This is a genomic window from Hydrogenophaga sp. FW305-3-2-15-A-LB1 (assembly GCF_058787875.1).
Genome location: NZ_JBYTAE010000108.1, coordinates 1 through 17,471, shown reverse-complemented (window position 1 = coordinate 17,471; position 17,471 = coordinate 1). Strand labels below are relative to the sequence as shown.

General features: G+C 68.5%; 18 protein-coding genes. 6 read left to right on the top strand and 12 right to left on the bottom strand.

Annotation, left to right across the window (positions count from 1 at the left end; translation table 11 throughout):
- From otsB to AC3WPZ_RS25280, 3 genes are all read right to left on the bottom strand, one after another.
- Positions 1 to 743 (bottom strand): trehalose-phosphatase (gene otsB, locus AC3WPZ_RS25290; RefSeq protein WP_492442145.1); only part of this gene is annotated, 743 nt, incomplete at its 3' end.
- A gap of 105 nt (positions 744 to 848) precedes the next feature.
- Positions 849 to 2,144, bottom strand: a complete 1,296-nt coding sequence (locus AC3WPZ_RS25285; RefSeq protein ID WP_382323060.1) for a multifunctional CCA addition/repair protein — start codon at positions 2,142 to 2,144, stop codon at positions 849 to 851.
- A 45-nt stretch (positions 2,145 to 2,189) separates the two neighbouring features.
- Positions 2,190 to 3,185, bottom strand: coding sequence for a GlxA family transcriptional regulator (locus AC3WPZ_RS25280; protein WP_382323061.1), 996 nt, complete (start codon positions 3,183 to 3,185; stop codon positions 2,190 to 2,192).
- A gap of 200 nt (positions 3,186 to 3,385) precedes the next feature.
- Between AC3WPZ_RS25280 and AC3WPZ_RS25275 the strand changes: the two genes are divergently transcribed.
- Complete coding sequence (locus AC3WPZ_RS25275) at positions 3,386 to 4,495, top strand: S-(hydroxymethyl)glutathione dehydrogenase/class III alcohol dehydrogenase (RefSeq protein ID WP_492442142.1); 1,110 nt, start codon at positions 3,386 to 3,388, stop codon at positions 4,493 to 4,495.
- 37 nt (positions 4,496 to 4,532) lie between these two features.
- Here the strand turns inward: AC3WPZ_RS25275 and AC3WPZ_RS25270 are convergent, their stop codons facing one another.
- The 5 genes from AC3WPZ_RS25270 to AC3WPZ_RS25250 all read right to left on the bottom strand — a co-directional run bounded on the left by AC3WPZ_RS25270 (position 4,533) and on the right by AC3WPZ_RS25250 (position 9,222).
- A complete protein-coding gene (locus AC3WPZ_RS25270) occupies positions 4,533 to 5,039 on the bottom strand; it encodes a DinB family protein (RefSeq protein ID WP_382323063.1) in 507 nt (168 codons plus the stop codon).
- A 7-nt stretch (positions 5,040 to 5,046) separates the two neighbouring features.
- Positions 5,047 to 5,736, bottom strand: a complete 690-nt coding sequence (locus AC3WPZ_RS25265) for a glutathione S-transferase family protein (protein WP_291121718.1) — start codon at positions 5,734 to 5,736, stop codon at positions 5,047 to 5,049.
- Positions 5,737 to 5,869: 133 nt separating this feature from the next.
- Positions 5,870 to 6,208: a metal-sensitive transcriptional regulator gene (locus AC3WPZ_RS25260; RefSeq protein WP_382162267.1), complete on the bottom strand. Its 339-nt coding sequence runs from the start codon at positions 6,206 to 6,208 to the stop codon at positions 5,870 to 5,872.
- 93 nt (positions 6,209 to 6,301) lie between these two features.
- Positions 6,302 to 7,255, bottom strand: a complete 954-nt coding sequence (locus AC3WPZ_RS25255; RefSeq protein WP_444688903.1) for a complex I NDUFA9 subunit family protein — start codon at positions 7,253 to 7,255, stop codon at positions 6,302 to 6,304.
- Between the two features lie 5 nt (positions 7,256 to 7,260).
- Positions 7,261 to 9,222: a lytic transglycosylase domain-containing protein gene (locus AC3WPZ_RS25250; RefSeq protein WP_492442147.1), complete on the bottom strand. Its 1,962-nt coding sequence runs from the start codon at positions 9,220 to 9,222 to the stop codon at positions 7,261 to 7,263.
- 87 nt (positions 9,223 to 9,309) lie between these two features.
- On the opposite strand from AC3WPZ_RS25250, the gene AC3WPZ_RS25245 reads away from it, so the two are divergent.
- Both AC3WPZ_RS25245 and AC3WPZ_RS25240 read left to right on the top strand, forming a co-directional pair.
- Positions 9,310 to 9,960 (top strand): 5-formyltetrahydrofolate cyclo-ligase, encoded by a 651-nt coding sequence (locus AC3WPZ_RS25245; protein WP_382323065.1) that lies wholly within the window; start codon positions 9,310 to 9,312, stop codon positions 9,958 to 9,960.
- Positions 9,961 to 10,056: 96 nt separating this feature from the next.
- A complete protein-coding gene (locus tag AC3WPZ_RS25240; RefSeq protein WP_492442139.1) occupies positions 10,057 to 11,478 on the top strand; it encodes a hypothetical protein in 1,422 nt (473 codons plus the stop codon).
- Between the two features lie 46 nt (positions 11,479 to 11,524).
- On the opposite strand, the gene AC3WPZ_RS25235 is transcribed toward AC3WPZ_RS25240, so the two are convergent.
- Together AC3WPZ_RS25235 and AC3WPZ_RS25230 are read right to left on the bottom strand one after the other, a co-directional pair.
- Entirely contained in the window at positions 11,525 to 12,442 is a 918-nt protein-coding gene (locus tag AC3WPZ_RS25235; RefSeq protein ID WP_492436121.1) for a DMT family transporter, read from the bottom strand.
- Between the two features lie 68 nt (positions 12,443 to 12,510).
- The gene (locus AC3WPZ_RS25230; RefSeq protein WP_492436123.1) at positions 12,511 to 13,539 is read right to left on the bottom strand and encodes a LysR substrate-binding domain-containing protein; all 1,029 of its coding nucleotides are present in this window, start codon (positions 13,537 to 13,539) and stop codon (positions 12,511 to 12,513) included.
- A gap of 126 nt (positions 13,540 to 13,665) precedes the next feature.
- Between AC3WPZ_RS25230 and AC3WPZ_RS25225 the strand changes: the two genes are divergently transcribed.
- Positions 13,666 to 14,163 carry a DUF2917 domain-containing protein gene (locus AC3WPZ_RS25225; RefSeq protein WP_382162253.1) on the top strand — a complete coding sequence of 166 codons (498 nt, stop codon included), beginning with the start codon at positions 13,666 to 13,668 and terminating at the stop codon, positions 14,161 to 14,163.
- A gap of 88 nt (positions 14,164 to 14,251) precedes the next feature.
- On the opposite strand, the gene AC3WPZ_RS25220 is transcribed toward AC3WPZ_RS25225, so the two are convergent.
- Positions 14,252 to 14,605, bottom strand: coding sequence for a TfoX/Sxy family protein (locus AC3WPZ_RS25220; RefSeq protein WP_382323067.1), 354 nt, complete (start codon positions 14,603 to 14,605; stop codon positions 14,252 to 14,254).
- A 37-nt stretch (positions 14,606 to 14,642) separates the two neighbouring features.
- Here AC3WPZ_RS25220 and AC3WPZ_RS25215 point away from each other — a divergent pair, with 37 nt between their 5' ends.
- Together AC3WPZ_RS25215 and AC3WPZ_RS25210 are read left to right on the top strand one after the other, a co-directional pair.
- Positions 14,643 to 15,260, top strand: a complete 618-nt coding sequence (locus AC3WPZ_RS25215; protein WP_382323068.1) for a TetR/AcrR family transcriptional regulator — start codon at positions 14,643 to 14,645, stop codon at positions 15,258 to 15,260.
- A 61-nt stretch (positions 15,261 to 15,321) separates the two neighbouring features.
- Positions 15,322 to 16,302, top strand: a complete 981-nt coding sequence (locus AC3WPZ_RS25210) for an MBL fold metallo-hydrolase (RefSeq protein ID WP_444688898.1) — start codon at positions 15,322 to 15,324, stop codon at positions 16,300 to 16,302.
- A gap of 107 nt (positions 16,303 to 16,409) precedes the next feature.
- Here the strand turns inward: AC3WPZ_RS25210 and AC3WPZ_RS25205 are convergent, their stop codons facing one another.
- Complete coding sequence (locus AC3WPZ_RS25205; RefSeq protein WP_492436128.1) at positions 16,410 to 17,273, bottom strand: LysR family transcriptional regulator; 864 nt, start codon at positions 17,271 to 17,273, stop codon at positions 16,410 to 16,412.
- Between the last annotated feature and the right edge of the window lie 198 nt (positions 17,274 to 17,471).

Genomic DNA, 17,471 nt, shown 5'->3' with positions numbered 1-17,471 from the left:
CATGGGCGTGGGCTGGAGAGGGACAGGGCATCGGCCAGCCAGGCGCGCAGGGCCTCGGGGCTGGGGCAACGGTGGCGGGCCAGGCTCTGGCCTTCGCCCACCTTGATGCCCTCGCCGCCCAGGCGCTGCACCACGTCGAAGCCGGCCTCGTCGGTCACATCGTCGCCCGCGAACACCGGCACGCGGCCCGCGAAGGGCGCTTCCTGCATGAAGGCCTCGATGGCGGCGCCCTTGCTCACCCGGGCGGATTTCACCTCCACCACGGCCTTGCCGTGCAGCAACTGCAGGCCGGGTTCGTCGGTGATGGCCTGCGTCAGCGTGCTCATGCACAGCGCTTCCAGCATGGGCGCCTGCCGGTAGTGCAGGGCCATCGAGGTCTGCTTGCGCTCCAGCAGCAGCCCCGCGTGGCGCGCCACCAGCTGTTCGGCCGCGGCGATCGCGCGCGCCAGTCCGCTTGGGCGCGTGGTGGCCGCCCCCCCGTGGGGCGACAGGCGCACCGCGCCGTGTTCGAACGCCGCCGGCCACGGCCAGGGCGAGGCCAGCATGGGCTCCAGGTCTTCGCGGGCGCGCCCCGTCACCAGCGCCAGCGCGCCATCCAGCCGCTGGTGCAGGCCATTCAGCAAGGTCACCAGTGCCGGAGGAATCTCCACCGCATCGGGCCTGCCGGCCAGATCGGCGAGCGTGCCGTCGAAGTCCAGAAACAGCGCGGAGCGGTCGCTCAGCAGTTGGGGCAGTGTGCTCATTGGCCCCTACCGTAACAGGGTGAGCGGTCCCATGTCGTGAAAAATCGTTTTAACCCACCTCGTGGGTGAGAGACTCCGGCCCCGGTTGACGGCGCGCGGATGGGCTCAATCGCCCGGGGCTTCGGGCGCCGAAGACCCCAGCGCCTGCGAAACGGCGGTGACGCGCGCGCGGTGGATGCGCTCGCCCACGCGCTGGCCGCTCAGCCCATCGGCCTGGGCCTGGGCCGCGACCACGGCCGTGTCCACCGAGCGCGAGGCCGACAGCGCCAGCGCCAGCCGCTCGCGCGGTGGGTAAGGTTCTTCTTCCAGGCCGAGGCGGCCGCGCGCGTCGCATTCGCAGGCCAGCAGCACTTCATGGAAACGCGCCGGCTTGCGCAGCGCGTCGCAGCGCTCCAGCAGGCGCTCCACCGCGCCCGCGCTGAAATCGCCGCTGCGGTGGATGTTGCCGTGCTCGCGCGCCACCACGTCGGCGAGTTCGCGGCAATCGGTGGGCACGCGCAGCCGCTCGCACACGCCCTTGAGCAGGCGCGCGCTGCGCTCCTCATGGCCGATGTGGCGCGGCAGCACGTCGGCCGGCGTCGTGCCCTTGCCCAGGTCGTGGCACAGGCAAGCGAAGCGCACCGTCAGCGGCGCGGCCAGGCGCGCGCTCATGTCCAGCACCATCATCAGGTGCACGCCGGTGTCCACCTCGGGGTGGTATTCGGCGCGCTGCGGCACGCCCCAGAGCCGGTCCACCTCGGGCAACAGCCGCTGCAGGGCACCGCAGTCGCGCAGCACCTCCAGCATGCGGCTGGGGCGTTGCTCCATGAGGCCACGCGCCAGCTCCTGCCACACGCGCTCGGCCACCAGGTGGTCGACTTCGCCGTTCGCCACCATCTCGCGCATCAGCGCCAGGGTCTCAGGCGCCACCGAAAAATCGGGAAAGCGCGCGGCGAAGCGGGCCAGCCGCAGGATGCGCACCGGGTCTTCCGCGAAGGCCCCGGTCACGTGGCGCAGCACGCGTTCGCGCAGGTCGCGCTGGCCTTGGTGCGGGTCGATCAAGGGCGCGCGCGCCGGGTCGTCCGCGTGCTCGGCGGCCACCGCCATGGCGTTGATGGTGAGGTCGCGCCGCGCGAGATCGTCTTCCAGCGTGACGCCGGCCTCGGTGTGGAAAGCGAAGCCGTGGTAGCCCGGCGCGGTCTTGCGCTCGGTGCGCGCCAGCGCGTATTCCTCTTTGGTCTTCGGGTGAAGAAAGACCGGAAAGTCGCGCCCCACCGGCAGGAAGCCCTCGGCCGCCATGGCTTCGGGCGTGGCGCCCACCACCACCCAGTCGCGGTCCGCGTGCGAGACGGCGGCGGGCGCGTCCGAAGCGCGCGCCATCAGCGCGTCGCGCACCGCACCGCCCACGAGATAGGTTTTCATGGAGGCAAGTTTAGGCGCAGGGGCTGGCCGGCCGCGCCTGGGTGCTCAATCCGAATGCCGGCGCGCGCTGCTGAAGCGCACCCGGTACTCCTCGGCCGTGACGCCCAGTTGCTTCAGGAACAGCTTGCGCAGCGACTGCTCGGAGGCATAGCCGACGCGCCCGGCGATCGACTTCAAGGGCAGATCCCCGTCCTGCAGGAGCACGCAGGCCTTGTCGAGCCTGGCCGCGTCGATGTACTGGTTCGGCGCGACGCCCACTTCCTTCACGAACACGCGGCGAAAATTCCGCTCGCTCATGGCCGCCCGCCGGGCCAGATCGCTCTGCGGCATCGGCGACGCGACGTTGGAGAGAATCCAGTCCTGCACCTCGCGGATGCCCGGGTGCGTGGTGTTCTGGCTGGCCAGGTGCATGCTGTACTGGGACTGCCCGCCTGGGCGCCGCAGGTAGACGACCAGATCCCGGGCCACCGCCAGGGCCAGGGAGCGGCCGAAATCCTCTTCCACCAGGGCCAGCGCCAGATCGATGCAGGCGGTCACGCCCGCCGACGTCCAGAGATGACCGGCGCGGATGTAGATCGCGTCGGGCTCCACCTTCACATCCCTGAACTTTCGCTGCAGCAGGCCCGCCGCGCTCCAGTGGGTGGTGGCGCGCAGGCCGTCCAGCAGCCCGGCCTCCGCGAGGAAGAAGCTGCCCGAGCACAGGCCCACCAGGCGGTTCACCCGGGAGGCGTTGTCGCGGGCCCATTCCACCAGAGGCTGGTTCGACGCCAGGGCCTGCTCGATGGCGCGCGCGCCCACGATGACCGCGATGTCCGGGAGGTCGGTCGCGTCCACGGCCTTCGTGGCTTCCAGCGACATCTGCAGGTCGGAGGCGATCGTGCCAACCCGGGTGGAGGCGATCCTCACGCTGTAGCCGGGCGGTCGGCCACTTTGCGCCAGATGGATGTTGGCGTACTCCAGCACGCTCATGGTGCCGATGGCCTCCAGCGCCTTGAACCCTGGGTACACGACCAGGTCGACCCGGACGGGTGAAGAGTGCATAGGGACTTCCATGTTTCAGTGGTTTCGTTGTGCCTGTGTTGTCGTTTCACGAATGGCCCGTTCCGATCCGGCCAACTTGACCGATGCGCCGGCCAACCCGGCTCGAAGCGCCCGGCAACGGGTAGCGCTCAGGCGCCGTCGCCGATATCGTGCGGGGCCCTCTTCGAAAGACGAAGCCAACTATAAGGACCCCCCCAAAGATGAAATCGCGCGCTGCCGTGGCCTTCAAGGCCGGAGAACCGCTTCAGATCGTTGAAATCGACGTGGCCCCGCCGCGCCAGGGCGAGGTGCTGGTCCGCATCACGCACACGGGCGTGTGCCACACCGACGCCTTCACGCTGTCCGGCGACGACCCGGAAGGTCTCTTCCCCGTGGTCCTGGGCCATGAAGGCGCAGGCATCGTGGTCGAGGTCGGCGAAGGCGTCACCAGCGTCAAGCCGGGCGACCACGTGATCCCGCTGTACACGGCCGAATGCGGTGAATGCCTGTTCTGCCGATCCGGCAAGACCAACCTGTGCGTGGCCGTGCGCGCCACCCAGGGCAAGGGCGTGATGCCCGATGGAACGACGCGCTTCTCCTACAACGGCCAGCCCATCCACCACTACATGGGGTGCTCCACCTTCAGCGAGTACACCGTGGTGGCCGAGGTGTCCCTGGCCAGGATCGACGCGCAGGCCAACCCCGAGCAGGTCTGCCTGCTGGGCTGTGGCGTGACCACCGGCCTGGGGGCCGTCAAGAACACGGCCAAGGTGCAGGAAGGCGACTCGGTGGCCGTGTTCGGGCTGGGCGGCATCGGTCTGGCCGTGGTCCAGGGCGCCAAGCTGGCCAAGGCCGGCCGCATCATCGCGGTCGACACCAACCCCTCGAAGTTCGACCTGGCCAGGACCTTCGGCGCGACGGATGTCGTCAACCCCAAGGACTTCGACAAACCCATCCAGCAGGTCATCGTGGAAATGACCGGCTGGGGCGTGGACCATTCCTTCGAGTGCATCGGCAACGTCCACGTGATGCGCGCGGCCTTGGAGTGCGCGCACCGCGGCTGGGGCCAGTCCGTGGTCATCGGCGTGGCCGGTGCGGGCCAGGAAATTTCCACACGCCCGTTCCAGCTGGTCACCGGCCGCAAGTGGCTGGGCACGGCCTTTGGCGGCGTCAAAGGCCGCACCGAACTGCCCGGCATGGTGCGCGACGCGATGGCAGGCCATCTGCAGCTGGAGCCCTTCGTCACCCACACCCGCCAGCTCAGCGAGATCAACGAAGCCTTCGACCTGATGCACGAAGGCAAGTCGATCCGCACTGTCGTGCACTTCTGAGCGATCGCGCTCGCGGGGCGGGACCGCGGTGAACGGCTCAGCCGTTCGCGGGCACGCGCGAAGCCTCGATCTGGCCCAGCAACCACTGCAGGCCGGCCAGGTGCTGCTGGTCGTGGCTGCAGAGGTAGTGCACCAGGCCGCGCAGGGTCACGGGCCCATAGCCCTCGAACACCGCGGTGCGCTCGAACCGATCGGGCGCCAGCCCGGCCAGCAGGGCCACCGTGCGGGCCCGCGCGGCGCGGAAGTCGAGCAGGGCCTGCGCCGCGTCGGACGTGCCGTAGCCGCGTTCGATGACCAGGGCGTCGGTGTCGATGGACACCAGCGTCGGATGGCTTTCGTTCAGCGTGCGGTGGAAGCGCACCTGGTAGCCATCGATTTCGATGTCGCGCACATGGCAGACCTGCTCGAGCGCGGTCAGCGGTTCGCTGGGCACGCCGGCCCAGGACGGCGGCGCCCATTGCGTGAACCCGCTGGGGAACGCGGCAAAGTGCGCCTCCAGCTGGCCCGGGAAGGCTTCCAGGGCGGCGAGGGTGACGGCGTTCATCATCCGCTCAGCGGCCCAGCCGGTACGGCTCGTCGAAATCGATGAAGTCGTGCTCGGCCAGCGCCTCGTCCACCCAGGCCTTCACCCCGGGCAGCGCGCGCACGCGGGCCACGTAGGCGGCGAGGTCGGCCGGCACGGGCAGCTCGTAGGTGGCGATGCGCATGCACACCGGTGCGAAGTACGCATCGGCGATGCTGAACGCGCCAAACAGCAGGGCCCCGGCCGGCTGGGCCGCCAGCAGCTCGCTCCACAGGCCGCACAGGCGGGCCACGTCGGCGCGCACGTCCGGCTTGTCGCGCCAGATCAGGCGGCCGATCTCGGGCAGCGAGGCCTCGATGTTCATGGGGCAGTGGTTGCGCAGCGCGCCAAAACCGCTGTGCATCTCGGCGCAGACGCTGCGCGCCCGTGCCCGGGCGCGCACGTCCTGCGGCCAGAGCTGCTTCTCGGGGAAACGCTCGGCAAGGTACTCGGCGATCGCCAGCGTGTCCCAGATGGCAAAGCCGTCGTCCACCAGCACCGGCACCTTGGCGACCGGGCTGACCGCGCGCAACTCCTTCTTGAAGACCGAATTCACGTCGAACGAGTCGAAGCGGATCATCTTCTCTTCGAACGCAATGCCCGCCTGCTTCATCAGCACCCAGGGGCGCATGGACCAGGACGAGTAGTTCTTGTTGCCGACGTAGAGCTGCAGTGCCATGGAAAGGATCTCCTGAAAGAACCGCCCATGGTAGAGGGTCGCCGGCCACGCATTGATGCCAAAACGCCAGGCGATTGATTCGCGGCCTATGAGGCCCGAGCGGGTTCACGGAAGGTGTTCTGAGGTGAATGCTTTAGGCGTATTTTTCAAGAATGCGCGTCGAGCGCTCCACCTGCAGGAAGGTGTTGATTTCGGAGTCCGATTCCGACACCGCTTCCATGACCGAGCAGGCCATCATCCGGTAGAAGGCTTTGTCCATCGCCTTGCGCGCGGCACACATCTGCTGGGCCACATCCTCGCAGCCCCGGCCATTCTCAACCATCTCGATCAGGCCGCGCACCTGGCCTTCGATGCGCTTGAGCCGGTTGACCACATCGCGCTGATGCTCGGGGCGGTAGGTCGAGTCTTCCTCGGTGGGGGTGGGGATGGGGGCGAGGCGGCGGTTGGGCTTTTTGAGAACGGGTGCGGCCATTGGGGCTCCTGTCGGTTAAAGGTATTCATTTCTGCCACACGCGAAGTGTGCCAAAAAAATACCCCCGCCCCCAAAAAAGCCCGAAGTTTCGGCTCAGCGGCCGGCGCCGTGCCGGTAATCCAACAGCTGGCTGCGCCCGCCGCGGTCGCCGAGGTAGGTCGGGGCCACGCTGTGCACGCTGGCGGGCCGGATGCCCAGTGCCGAAAGGTCGGGCCATTGCCGCGAGGCCACGTTGTCCACCGTCATCGAATCGAGGTTGTCGCGGCTCATCACCGGGTCGCCGGGCATGGCCTCCATCACCATGGCCTGCAGCCGCGCCAGTGGTGCGGGCAGCGGCAGCACGGGGCGCTGCCGGCTGCCATGGCGCCCGGCGACGCGCACGAGCTCGGCCAGGGTGAATACCTCGGGCCCGACGCATTCGAACGTCTGGCCCGCGCTGCTCATGGGCAGGTCGCGGTCGCGCAGGCAGGTCACCACCGCCTGGGCCACGTCTTCCACCCACACGGGCTGAAAGCGCGCGTTCGCGCCGGCCAGCGGCACGACGGGCAGCACGGCCTGCAGGCGCGCGAACAGGTTGAGAAAGCGGTCGCCCTCGCCAAAGACCACGCTGGGCCGCAGGATGGTGAGGTCCAGGCCCGCGCCGCGCAGCACCTCTTCGCCGCGCGCCTTGCTGCGCTGGTAGCGTGACGGGCCGTCCAGGCTCGCGCCCAGCGCGCTCACGTGCACCACGCGGCGGATGCCGTCGGCCGCGCAGGCCTCGGCCAGCGAGAGTGGCAGTTCCACGTGCACGCGCTCGAAGTCGTCTTCGCTGCCGTGCAGGATGGCCACGAGGTTGACGAGCGCGTCGTGCCCGTCCAGCAGGCTGAGCAGTTGCCCGGGGTCGTGCACGTCGGCTTCGAGCACCGTCACCCGAGGCAGGTGCTGCACATGCGCGGCGTTCAGGGCGCGGCGGGTGGGCACGGTGATGCGCCAGCCCTGGCGGTGCAGTTTTTCGCAGACGTGGCGGCCGATGAAGCCGGTGCCACCGAGGACAAGAACGTTCTTCATGGGCGTCAGGGCAGGTCGGGGTTGACGGTGGGGGCGTTCACCGGGCGCGGGCCCACGGTGCCCAGCCGCGCGCGCAGCGACTGCGGCTGGCCGGTGATTTGCGCGGCGTAGTTGGTGGTGTTGGCCAGCACGCGCTTGACGTAGTCGCGCGTTTCCTCGAACGGGATGTTCTCGGTCCAGACCTCGCCCGGCAGCACCGGCCCGTTGCGCCACTGGCGCGAGCGGCCGGGCCCGGCGTTGTACGCGGCGGCGGCCAGTGGCAGCGAGCCCTGGAAGTCGTCGAGCGCGAACTTCAGGTAGGCGGTGCCGATCTGGATGTTGGTGTCGCGCTCGGTGATCTGGGCGGGTTTGAAGTTGGTCAGGCCGATCTTGTTGGCGGTCCAGCGCGCGGTGGCCGGCATCACCTGCATGAGACCGGAAGCGCCCACGCCCGAGCGGGCGTCGGTGACGAAGCGGCTTTCCTGCCGGATCAGGCCGTACACGTAGGCCGGGTCCAGGCCGATCTCGGTGGCGCGGCTGACCACCTGGGCGCGGTGCGGCGTGGGGAAGCGCTGCGCGTGGTCCATCGATTCGGGCGTGCGCAGGCTGGTGTTGATGCAGCGGTCCCAGAGCTCATGCTGGCAGGCCAGGGCCGAGGCGGCCAGCAGCTCGCGCTCGCCCATGCCGCCGGGGGTGTGCAGGCCCACGGTGTAGTTCCACTCGCGCACGCCTTCGCTGCGCAGGCCCAGGCGGATGGCGATCAGCGCGCGGCGCAGGCCGGGGTTGTTCTGCGCGGCGGCGACTTCCTCGGCGGTGAGCGGTGCGGGCGCGGCCGGCACGGTGATGGGCCGGCCGAGTTCTTCCATCGCCAGCTGTTCGTAGAAGTCGCGGGTGGAGGCGATGCTCTCGAACAGCTCGCGCGCCTTGGCCGAGGCGGCCACCGGGTCGGGCAGCTTGAGCGCCTGCACCGCGCGCGCTTCCCAGTACACCCAGGCCGGGTCGCTCTGCTGGGCCTCGCTCATGGCGGCCACGGCATCGTGCACGGCGCTCCAGGAGCCCGCGCGCATGCCCGCGCGCGCCTTCCAGGCCAGGTGCTCGTCGTGCATGTGGCGGTCTTCGCCGTTGGCGAAGTAGCCCAGCGCCTCGGCCTGCAGCTTCTGCGCCGAGCGCTTGCCGATCACGCCCCAGGTCCAGCTGCGCTCTTCCTTGGTGAGCTGGGCCTTCCAGCGCGTGCGGTCCATCTCCAGCGCGGCGGCGGTGGGGTCGTTGGCGGCGAGGCGGATGATGGCCAGCGTCACCAGTTCCTTGGTGCGGGGCCGGATCGCGGTGAGTTTTTCGTCCAGGTATTTCGCGGGGTCGCTTGCGATGCTGTCGACCGTGGCGCTCAGGTCCGGGTCCAGCATGGCCACGGCCTGGGTGGCCACGCGCGCGCGGTTGGCGTCCATGGCCAGCCGGGCGCGCTGCCACACCACCTGGGGTTTGAGCTGCCCGGCGTCGAGCAGGAACTTGGCGGCGGTCGCGCAACCGTCTTCGGCCTCGCGCTGCGCGTGCCAGTTGGCCTGCACCACGGGCGCCACGGCCTCGCCGGTCGCGCGGCCGGTCATCACGTCGCGCATGAGTGCGTAGCAGCGCACCTGGCGGTCGTCGTTCATGCGAAAGCGTGGCAGCTCGGCGTCGAAGTTGGCCCAGTCGCGTGCCTTGCCCAACTGCAGCAGCCAGTCGTTGCGCAGGCGGTCTTCCCAGTAGGTGCCCGCCATGCGGTCGAGCGCGGCGCGGATGTCCACCGGCGTGGCGATGTCCAGCCGCGAGCGGATGCTCCAGTAGTTCGCCAGCGGCTCCAACGCGTGGCCGCGCACGGTGGGCAGCAGGTTGGCGAGCTGGAAGCTGTTGCCGCGCGAATAGGCCGAGCGCATCTCCAGCAGCGCGGCATCGCCGCCGCCGCTGGTGGCTTGTGCCAGCGCAAGGCCCGGTGTCACGAGCACCGCCATAATGAGCCGCAGTCCCAGCCCTTGCAGGCGTCGACCGATTCGCCGCGCGCTGCCCTGTTTCTCATCAACCAGATTCATGTGTCGATTATGGACAACAAAGACGGTCAGAGTCCCCACAAACCCCACGCTTCGCCGGGCGACGGATCGGCGGCTGCGCTGAAGGTCGAATGGCGCAAATCGCTGATTGAAAAACGACAGTCCCTGGCCGACCGCGCCTGGCGCAACGACCTGCTGCAGCGGGTCATGCGCGTGTGGCTGATCCACCGGCCCGACACCGTCATCGGCGCGTATTGGCCGATCAAGGGCGAGTTCGATCCGCTGCCCGCGCTGTTCCGCTGGCAGGAGGCCGGCCTGGAGGAGGACGCGCAAGGGCAGCAGCAGCACCGGCGCATCGGCCTGCCGGTGGTGAACAAGGTGGACAAGACGCTGACCTTCTACACCTGGTACCCGGGTTGCCCGATGGAAGAAGACGCCTACGGCATTCCCAAGCCGAAGGACACCGAGATCGTCGTGCCCACGCTGATTTTCGTGCCCTGCGTGGGCTACGGGCCCGGCGGTTTCCGCCTGGGCTATGGCGGCGGTTTCTACGACCGCACGCTCGCCAGCCTGAATCCCAAGCCGTTCACCGTGGGCCTGGGCTACGACTTCGGCTGGCTGCCCTACCTCAAGCCCGAGATCCACGATGTGCCGCTGGACGCGATCCTGAGCGACACGGGCGTGATGTGGCCTGAGCGCTGAGCGGCACCGCCGTGTCGGTCGCACGGCGAACTTGGGGAAAAGGGTGGGTCACTCAGGTCTTCCAGCGCCGTGCTGGGTATCAAAGACTGTTTGAACATGAATTCTTTCCACATTGCGTCGAACACCGGCCGCTGTGCCGCGTCGAATGAAGGCGACATCGTCGGCTCTCAGGGTCGCCTTCGCTCCCATGAAGACCTGGCCCTCCTGATGCAGGAAACGCTGGGCACGTTCTTTCCGCTCGAAGGCCCCTTCCTGGGTCTGGCGGATTGCCGATCGGTGTTGACCGCCATGAACCACGGATTCAGTGCCCTGACCTTTGAAAGGCGCTGTGAGGCGAGGGCCGCACTGCAAGCTCTGCGCGATGAGTTGAGCCTCTCGGACCCGAATGGCGCGTGGTCCAAGGACATTCACGCCGACTTGAAAGAGACCATCCGCCAGTGCGCCTCGCCGCTGAACACGTTGCAACGCGACTTGGTTCGGCACATCACGGGCTATCTGGCCGAGGCGGACGTGCGGGTCGCAGGTGCGGTCAACCGAAAACTCAGGAAGGCCACCGAAGACCGGCTGCTGGCCCAGGCGATCAAAAGCCACTTCTCGGTGACGCGGTCACAAGATGGCGTCATGCCGGCGTTTCAGTCGTTCCTGGCAAGCATCGAAAAACTCGATGGGTACATGCAGGGGACCCCCTTGATGGCCTTGTCGGAGAAGCTGATCCGTCTCTTTGACATCGAGGACAGAACGAAGGTGTTTGACCAGATGCTGTCCTTTGTCGAGGCCATGCCGGATGGCTTCCGATCGAAGCCGCTGACTGCCCTCGCGGGGCGCTTCTGGGAGTTGTGGCAAGACGACCGGCACGGTCGATTCGATGCCATCCTGAATCTGGCCAAAGACATGCCGTTCGATGAGGGATGGCCTGTTTTCGAGGAACTGGCCGGGTCATTGATCTCGCTCACCGAAGAGTCGGTGGAAAACCGGTTCAACGCGCTGTTGAACATCGCGAATGAGGCGCCGCTGGCTCGGCGCAGCGAATGCCAGGTCTGCTTGGCCAAGGAACTGGCGTGCATTCCCAATGAAGAAAGAAAGGCGTCGTTCGATCGGATCCTGCAAATGAACCAGGTCATTCCCGCTGACGAGCAAGGCGCGGTGCTGGTTGCGTTGGCGACCCAATGCGCAAACCTTCCCGAAGACGTCAGGAAGAACGGGTTCGACGCCGTTCTTGATGGGGCGAAGGCATTGCCCGATGCTCAGCGCGCGCAGCCACTGGTCGCCCTGGCTGGCCGTCTCTCGGTGCTGCCGGACGGCTCATCGATGCTGCAGGTGCTCAACGCGCTCCTGGTGGTGGTCGAGTCGATGACTGAAGGCCGGGAAGGGGTGTTGATTGAGGCGGCCAATGGCCTGTATGGCTTGGACAGCGAAGCCAAGGTGCTGGCGCGCGAGGCCGTTCTGAACGTTGCCGACCAACTTCCCCCGGAGCAGAGGATGCTCGTGCGGGCGCAGCTGGAACCATTGGGCGTCTAGGCGGCTTTGGGCGAAACCGGTCTTCGATGCCGGTTGCCCGGCGCCGCTACGGATGGTCCGCGCTCGCGTGCACCTCGGTGATGCGCTTCTCGCGCCGCACGAGGTAGAGCCCGCTGCCCACGATGATGGCCGCGCCCACCCAGGTGTGGGCGCTGGGCAGGGTGTGCCAGATCAGCCAGTCCAGCCCCAGGCCCCAGGCCAGCGCGCTGTACTCGAACGGGGCCACGGCCGAGGCCTGGCCGTGGCGGAAAGCCTCGGTGATGGCGAGCTGGCCGCAGAAGCCGGTGACGGCCAGGGCCACCAGCAACAGCGCGTCGCTGCGCCGGATCGGCACCCACTCGGCCCAGGAGAGCGCGCCCGCGCCGAGGGCCATGAACACCATCATCCAGAACACCATGCTCTCGCTGCTGTCGGTGCGGGTGGCCAGGCGCCCGACCACGGCCGAGATCGCGTAGCACAGGGCCGCGCCCAGCGTGGCGAGGCCGCCGAGGCTGACGAAGCCGGCCTGCAGGTCGCCGCCGCTGGGGCGCAGCGCGATGAGCACGCCCACGAAACCGATGGCAATCGCCCACCAGTGCGCCTTGGGCACGCGCTCCTTGAGCACGGGCACCGAGAGGGCGGTGATGAGCAGCGGCGAGATGAAGAACAGCGTGTACGCGGCCGACAGCGGCAGCTCGCGCACGCCCAGGGTGAACAGCGCGAGCATGGTGATGCCGAGCACGCCCCGCAGCAGGTGCAGCGGCCAGCGGACCTTGAGCAAGGTGTGCCAGCCACCGCGCCACGAGATGTAAAGCAGCACCAGCGGCAGGGCCGTGAGGCCACGCAGCGCGGCGATCTGCAGCACCGGGTAGGTGGCGGAGAGGGTCTTGAGCACCGCGTCCATGAACGCGAAGAAGCCCACGGCCACGAGCATGAAGGTGATGCTGCGCAGGTTGCCGGCGGCGAGGTGCTGAGAGGACGACATGAAGACTTTGGATGGGAAAGCGCCGGAGTGTGCCTGAGCGCGCGCGATCGCGCAGGCACCACCGCGCCTCAGTCCATCTGGTCCACTGTGTCGGGATCGGGCACGTCGCCGATGGCTTCGCGCGTTTCGGCGGCCTGCTTGAGCAGCCATTCGCAAAAGGCCTTGACCTCGGGCCGCTGCGCGCTGCGCGGCGCGACCAGCAGCCAGTACACGAGCGGCGAGTCCAGCCGGGTGTGGGGCAGGGGCTCGACCAGCGCGCCGCTGGCCAGGCTTTCGGCCACCAGCGGCAGGCGCGCGAGCGCCACGCCCTGGCCGGTGAGTGCGGCCTGCACGATCTGGTTGGCGTAGTTGAAGTACATCCAGCGCTGCGGCGAGAGCTTGGCCGGCGTGGCGCGGCCACCGCGTTTGCCGGCCGGGGTGGCGGGCTTGTTGCCGAAGGTGTCGAGCCAGCGTTGCCAGGTGAGCCATTCGAGGTGGCGCGTGCGGTGCGCGTCACCGGCCTCGATGAGGGCGCAGCGCGAGAGGTCTTCAATGCTGTGGATGGGCTGGGTCTTGAGCAGCCAGGGGCTGGCCACGGGCGTGAGCTGTTCGCCGAAGAGGCGCTGCGCGTCGGCGGGCATGGCCTGTGGCACGGCGTAGCGCAGGGCGAGGTCCACGTCGGAGGTGGCAAGGTCCACAGCGTTGTCGGTGGCGTCGATGCGGATGTCGATGTCGGGGTGGTCGCGCTGGAAGGCTTCGAGGCGCGGAATCAGCCACATGGAGGCGAACGAGGCCCAGGTGGTGATGGCCACGCCCTTGCGGCCTGCGCTCTGGCGGATCTGCCGCACGGCCGCGTCGATGCGCTCCAGCGCCATGCTGGAGGCGCGCAGCAGTTGCGAGCCCGCGCTGGTGAGTTCGACCGCGCGCGTGTGGCGCAGGAAGAGGGCGGTGCCGACCTCGTCTTCGAGCGCCTGGATCTGCCGGCTGACCGCGCTTTGCGTGAGCGAGAGTTCTTCGGCGGCAGCGCGGAAGTTGAGGTGGCGGGCCACGGCTTCGAAGGCGCGCAGGTGCCCGGCGGCAATGGGGCGGGTGCGGGGGTGGCTGCTGGTGAGCTGCATGGGGGCTCCGGGCATTGATGCGGTTAGCGAATCAATAGCTTACTGCGTATTCATTGGACGCAGAGGGCGTTCGGCCCGAACATTCATTCCCAGGATGAGCCATCGTCCCTTGTTAAGGAGCCTTCCATGAACACCCGTTTCGCCCCCATTGCCGTTGTGTCCGACCGCGTTGCCTGCCCCGCTGCCCTGCGTGGCTGGCGCCTCGACGCGCGCCGCGCGATGACCCTGCGCCCGCAGGTGCCGAGCCGCCTGCACATCACGCAGGGCCGAGCGTGGGTGACGCTGGGTGTGCCGCACCAGGGCGCGGGCAACGAATCGGGTGACGTGATGCTGGCCGCGGGCGAAAGCCTGGTGGTGCCGGCGGGCGCGCGCCTGGTGATGGAGCCCTGGCAGCCGGCCAGCGCCGGCCCGGTGCGTTTCGACTGGTGCGCCGAGCCCCAGGCCGTGGACCAGCCCGACCGCTTCGGCCGCGAGGTGGTGGCGCCGTCGCGCGAGCTCGCCGTGGCCCTGGGGCAGGCAGGCTGGGCGTTCGCCCGGCTGATGCGCGGCCTGTTCGGCTACAGCGAGTACCTCGTTGCCGGCCGGGGCCGGGTGCTCACGCCCTACGAATCCAACCCGCCCTGAGGCCTCGCGCGCCCACGCTCTGTCGCTGCGCGGGTCGCTGCCCTCCGAGGGGGCTGGCCTTGCTTGGGGCGGCCCTGCGCTGCGGCCGTCAGCGGGGCTTGCGTTTCGGCTTGCGCGCGGCCACCGCCGCCTCCAGCGCGAGCCGTGCCCAGGGCAGCATGAGCGCGGGTGACTCCAGCGCCTCGTCCGGGGGCGTGTGGTAGTGCAGCCGCCCGGACTTGCCCTTGAATTCGTACACGAAGGGGCGGCCGCCGGCGGCCAGCCAGCGCGGCTCGGTCTCGGCGTTGGTCTTGAGGAACAGCGTGTCCCACGCAATGATCGCGATGTTCATGCCGTCGGTGGAAATGCCCCAGCCGCCGAACATGCGCTTGGGCACGCACGGCCCCACGCCCGAGAGCAGTTCGCAGGCGTGTCGGGCGAAGGGATCGACGGGTTTGACCATGGCCGGATCTTAGGGCGCCATCCGGCAGAATGCGCCGATGGCCCGACCCAAATCCGCATCCCACGAGCTCAAGCGCGACGAAATCCAGAACGTCGCGGCGCGCTGCTTCGCCGCGCAGAGTTTTCCCGCCACAAGCATGAACGAGGTCGCCGCCGCCTGCGGCACCAGCAAGGCGCGGCTCTACCACTACTACGAGAGCAAGGAAGCGATCCTGTTCGACCTGCTCGACCGCTACACCCAGCGCCTGCTCGCCCTCATCGGCGAGGCCGAGGCGCGCGCGCAGCGCAAGAACCTGAGCGAGCGCGACGCTCTGAGCGAGCTGGTGCGGGCCTTCCTGGCCGAGTACGAGACCTCGGCCACGCGCCACATCGCCCTGGTGTCCGACACCAAGTTCCTCGGCCCCGTGCAGCGCATGCTGATCGTCAACCGCCAGCGCGATGTGGTGGCGGCGTTCACCCGTTTCATCATCCGCGCCTACCCCGAGCGCGTGACACCGGCCAACCAGACCGCGTTGACCATGATGCTGTTCGGCATGATCAACTGGACGTTCACCTGGCTGCGCCCAGGCGGCCCCATGAGCTACAGCGCCTTCGCCGAGGAGGTGGTGCAGATGCTGGAACGCGGTTTGTCCGGTGGCCCCACGGGGGCATCATGATTTACGTATGCGTAATTGATTTCGTTTAGGTAAAATTTGTGCTTCCCCACAGGAGACCCCCATGAGCAAAGCCTTCGCCTCCCAGGCCGACCTGGACGACAAGAAAACCACTTTCGAACAGCTCAGCAAACATTGCTGGGCCTACACCGCCGAAGGCGACCCGAACTCGGGCGTGATCATTGGCGAGAAGTTCATCATGGTGAGCGACGCCACGGCCACGCCGGCCATGGCGCAGGACCTGATCAGGCAGATCCGCACCGTCTCCGACAAGCCCATCAAGTACGTGCTGCTGACCCACTACCACGCGGTGCGCGTGCTGGGTGCGAGCGCCTACGTGGCCGAGGGCGCGACCGAGGTGATCGCCAGCCGCGGCACCTACGAACTCATCGTGGAGCGCGGCGCCGAGGACATGCAGAGCGAGATGGAGCGTTTTCCGCGCCTGTTCCGGGGCTCCGAGAGCGTGCCCGGCCTGACCTGGCCGACGCTGGTGGTGGGCGATGGCCAGCCGGGCCGCCAGGGCTCGCTGACCGTGGACCTGGGTGGCGTGAAGGTCGAGATCTGGCACCCGGGCCAGGGCCACACGCGAGGTGACACCATCGCCTGGGTGGAAGAAGAAAAGGTGCTGTTCAGCGGCGACCTGGTGGAGTACGAAGCCGGCGTGTACACCGGCGACGCGCAGCTGGAAGAATGGCCCGCCACGCTCGAAGCCCTGCGCGCACTCAAGGCCGAGGCCATCGTGCCCGGCCGTGGCGAAGCCATGAAGGGCCGCGCCGATGTGGACAAGGCGCTGGACTACACCAAGCGCTGGGTGACCACGCTGTTCCAGGCCGGCAAGGAAGCCGCCGCCGCCGGCATGGACCTCAAGGCCGCCATGGCCCACACCCGCAAGAGCATGGACCCGGTGTTCGGCCACGTGTTCATCTACGAACACTGCCTGCCGTTCGACGTGAGCCGCGCCTACGACGAAGCCAAGGGCATCAAGAACCCCCGCATCTGGACGGCCGAGCGCGACAAGGACATGTGGGCGGCCTTGCAGGGCTGACCGCGAAGCGGGCGGACCTACAAGCGCACAGCGCGCCGCAGGGCTGACCGTGAAGCGGGCGGACCTACAAGCGCACAGCGCGCCGCAGGGCTGACCGCAGGCCTGGCTCAGGCGGGCTGCTGCCCGCTTCGGGCGGCCAGCACGGCCGCCATCTGCGCCACCAGTTCGGCCAGGGGGCCCGTGCCTTCCCCGGCATAGATGGAGACCGCGATCGGCGGTTCGCCCTGGAACGGCGCGTGGCGCCGCACGCGGTAGCCGGCCACCGCATTCCGGGGCAGGAGCGACAGGCCCAGCCCGGCCTCCACCGCCACCAGCACATTGTGCAGGCTGTTGCCCGTGAAGGCGATGTACCAGCCCAGCCGCTCCTGTTCCACGCGCTCGAACATGGCCTCGCGGTAGAGGCCGCCGGGCGGAAAAGCCACCAGCGGCAGGGGGTTGGGCCAGGCCGGCGGGGCCTCGGCGCTTTCGAACCAGGCCATGGCCTCGGGAAAGCTCGCGCGGTGATCGGGGCTGGCGCTCTGTTCCTTGGCGATGGCGATGTCCAGTTCACCGGCCCGGTAGCGCCGGATCAGATCGCGGCTCAGGCCGGCCGTCACGTCCAGGTGGATCTCGCGGTGGCGCCGCGCAAAGTCCGCAAAGGCCTGGGCCATCGGCGCGCTGACCAGGTCTTCGGGCACCCCGATGCGCAAGGACACCGTGCCCGCGGGGTCGCGCAGCGCCGATGCCGCCTCTTCCTGCAGCGCCAGGATGCGGCGCGTGTAGCCGAGCAGGCGCTCGCCGGCCGCCGTGGGCTGGATCGGCCGCGCCGCGCGATCGATCAGCACCTGCCCGACGGCTTCTTCCAGGCGGGCGAGCTGCTGGCTGATGGTGGACTGCGTCATGCTCAGGCGGTCCGCCGCCAGGGTGAAGCTGCCGGCATCGGCGATGGCCGCAAAAGCGCGCAGCAGGCGGGGGTCGAGCAGAGGCATCATTTGAAAAATGGATGAAATTCATCCTAACATTTAATTTCCAAATGTTGGCCGCCTTGCCTACAGTGGAGCCATCATGCTTCGCCGTTCCATCCTTGCCTCACTCGCCGTGCTTCCATTTGCTTCTTATATGGACGCCTCCCAAGTTGCAAGCGCTTTGTGTGTTGGCCGTATTGGCGGGCTGCATTCTTATATCCGGCC

Bases quoted from the DNA above. Each gene is read 5' to 3' on its own strand.
- AC3WPZ_RS25230 (WP_492436123.1), bottom strand. From the start codon at position 13,539: ATGCAGCTCACCAGCAGCCACCCCCGCACCCGCCCCATTGCCGCCGGG.
- AC3WPZ_RS25235 (WP_492436121.1), bottom strand. From the start codon at position 12,442: ATGTCGTCCTCTCAGCACCTCGCCGCCGGCAACCTGCGCAGCATCACC.
- AC3WPZ_RS25280 (WP_382323061.1), bottom strand. From the start codon at position 3,185: ATGCACTCTTCACCCGTCCGGGTCGACCTGGTCGTGTACCCAGGGTTC.
- AC3WPZ_RS25245 (WP_382323065.1), top strand. From the start codon at position 9,310: ATGGACAACAAAGACGGTCAGAGTCCCCACAAACCCCACGCTTCGCCG.
- AC3WPZ_RS25270 (WP_382323063.1), bottom strand. From the start codon at position 5,039: ATGAACGCCGTCACCCTCGCCGCCCTGGAAGCCTTCCCGGGCCAGCTG.
- AC3WPZ_RS25240 (WP_492442139.1), top strand. From the start codon at position 10,057: ATGAATTCTTTCCACATTGCGTCGAACACCGGCCGCTGTGCCGCGTCG.
- AC3WPZ_RS25215 (WP_382323068.1), top strand. From the start codon at position 14,643: ATGGCCCGACCCAAATCCGCATCCCACGAGCTCAAGCGCGACGAAATC.
- AC3WPZ_RS25205 (WP_492436128.1), bottom strand. From the start codon at position 17,273: ATGATGCCTCTGCTCGACCCCCGCCTGCTGCGCGCTTTTGCGGCCATC.
- AC3WPZ_RS25285 (WP_382323060.1), bottom strand. From the start codon at position 2,144: ATGAAAACCTATCTCGTGGGCGGTGCGGTGCGCGACGCGCTGATGGCG.
- AC3WPZ_RS25250 (WP_492442147.1), bottom strand. From the start codon at position 9,222: ATGGCGGTGCTCGTGACACCGGGCCTTGCGCTGGCACAAGCCACCAGC.
- AC3WPZ_RS25260 (WP_382162267.1), bottom strand. From the start codon at position 6,208: ATGGCCGCACCCGTTCTCAAAAAGCCCAACCGCCGCCTCGCCCCCATC.
- AC3WPZ_RS25255 (WP_444688903.1), bottom strand. From the start codon at position 7,255: ATGAAGAACGTTCTTGTCCTCGGTGGCACCGGCTTCATCGGCCGCCAC.
- AC3WPZ_RS25220 (WP_382323067.1), bottom strand. From the start codon at position 14,605: ATGGTCAAACCCGTCGATCCCTTCGCCCGACACGCCTGCGAACTGCTC.
- AC3WPZ_RS25225 (WP_382162253.1), top strand. From the start codon at position 13,666: ATGAACACCCGTTTCGCCCCCATTGCCGTTGTGTCCGACCGCGTTGCC.
- AC3WPZ_RS25265 (WP_291121718.1), bottom strand. From the start codon at position 5,736: ATGGCACTGCAGCTCTACGTCGGCAACAAGAACTACTCGTCCTGGTCC.
- AC3WPZ_RS25275 (WP_492442142.1), top strand. From the start codon at position 3,386: ATGAAATCGCGCGCTGCCGTGGCCTTCAAGGCCGGAGAACCGCTTCAG.
- AC3WPZ_RS25210 (WP_444688898.1), top strand. From the start codon at position 15,322: ATGAGCAAAGCCTTCGCCTCCCAGGCCGACCTGGACGACAAGAAAACC.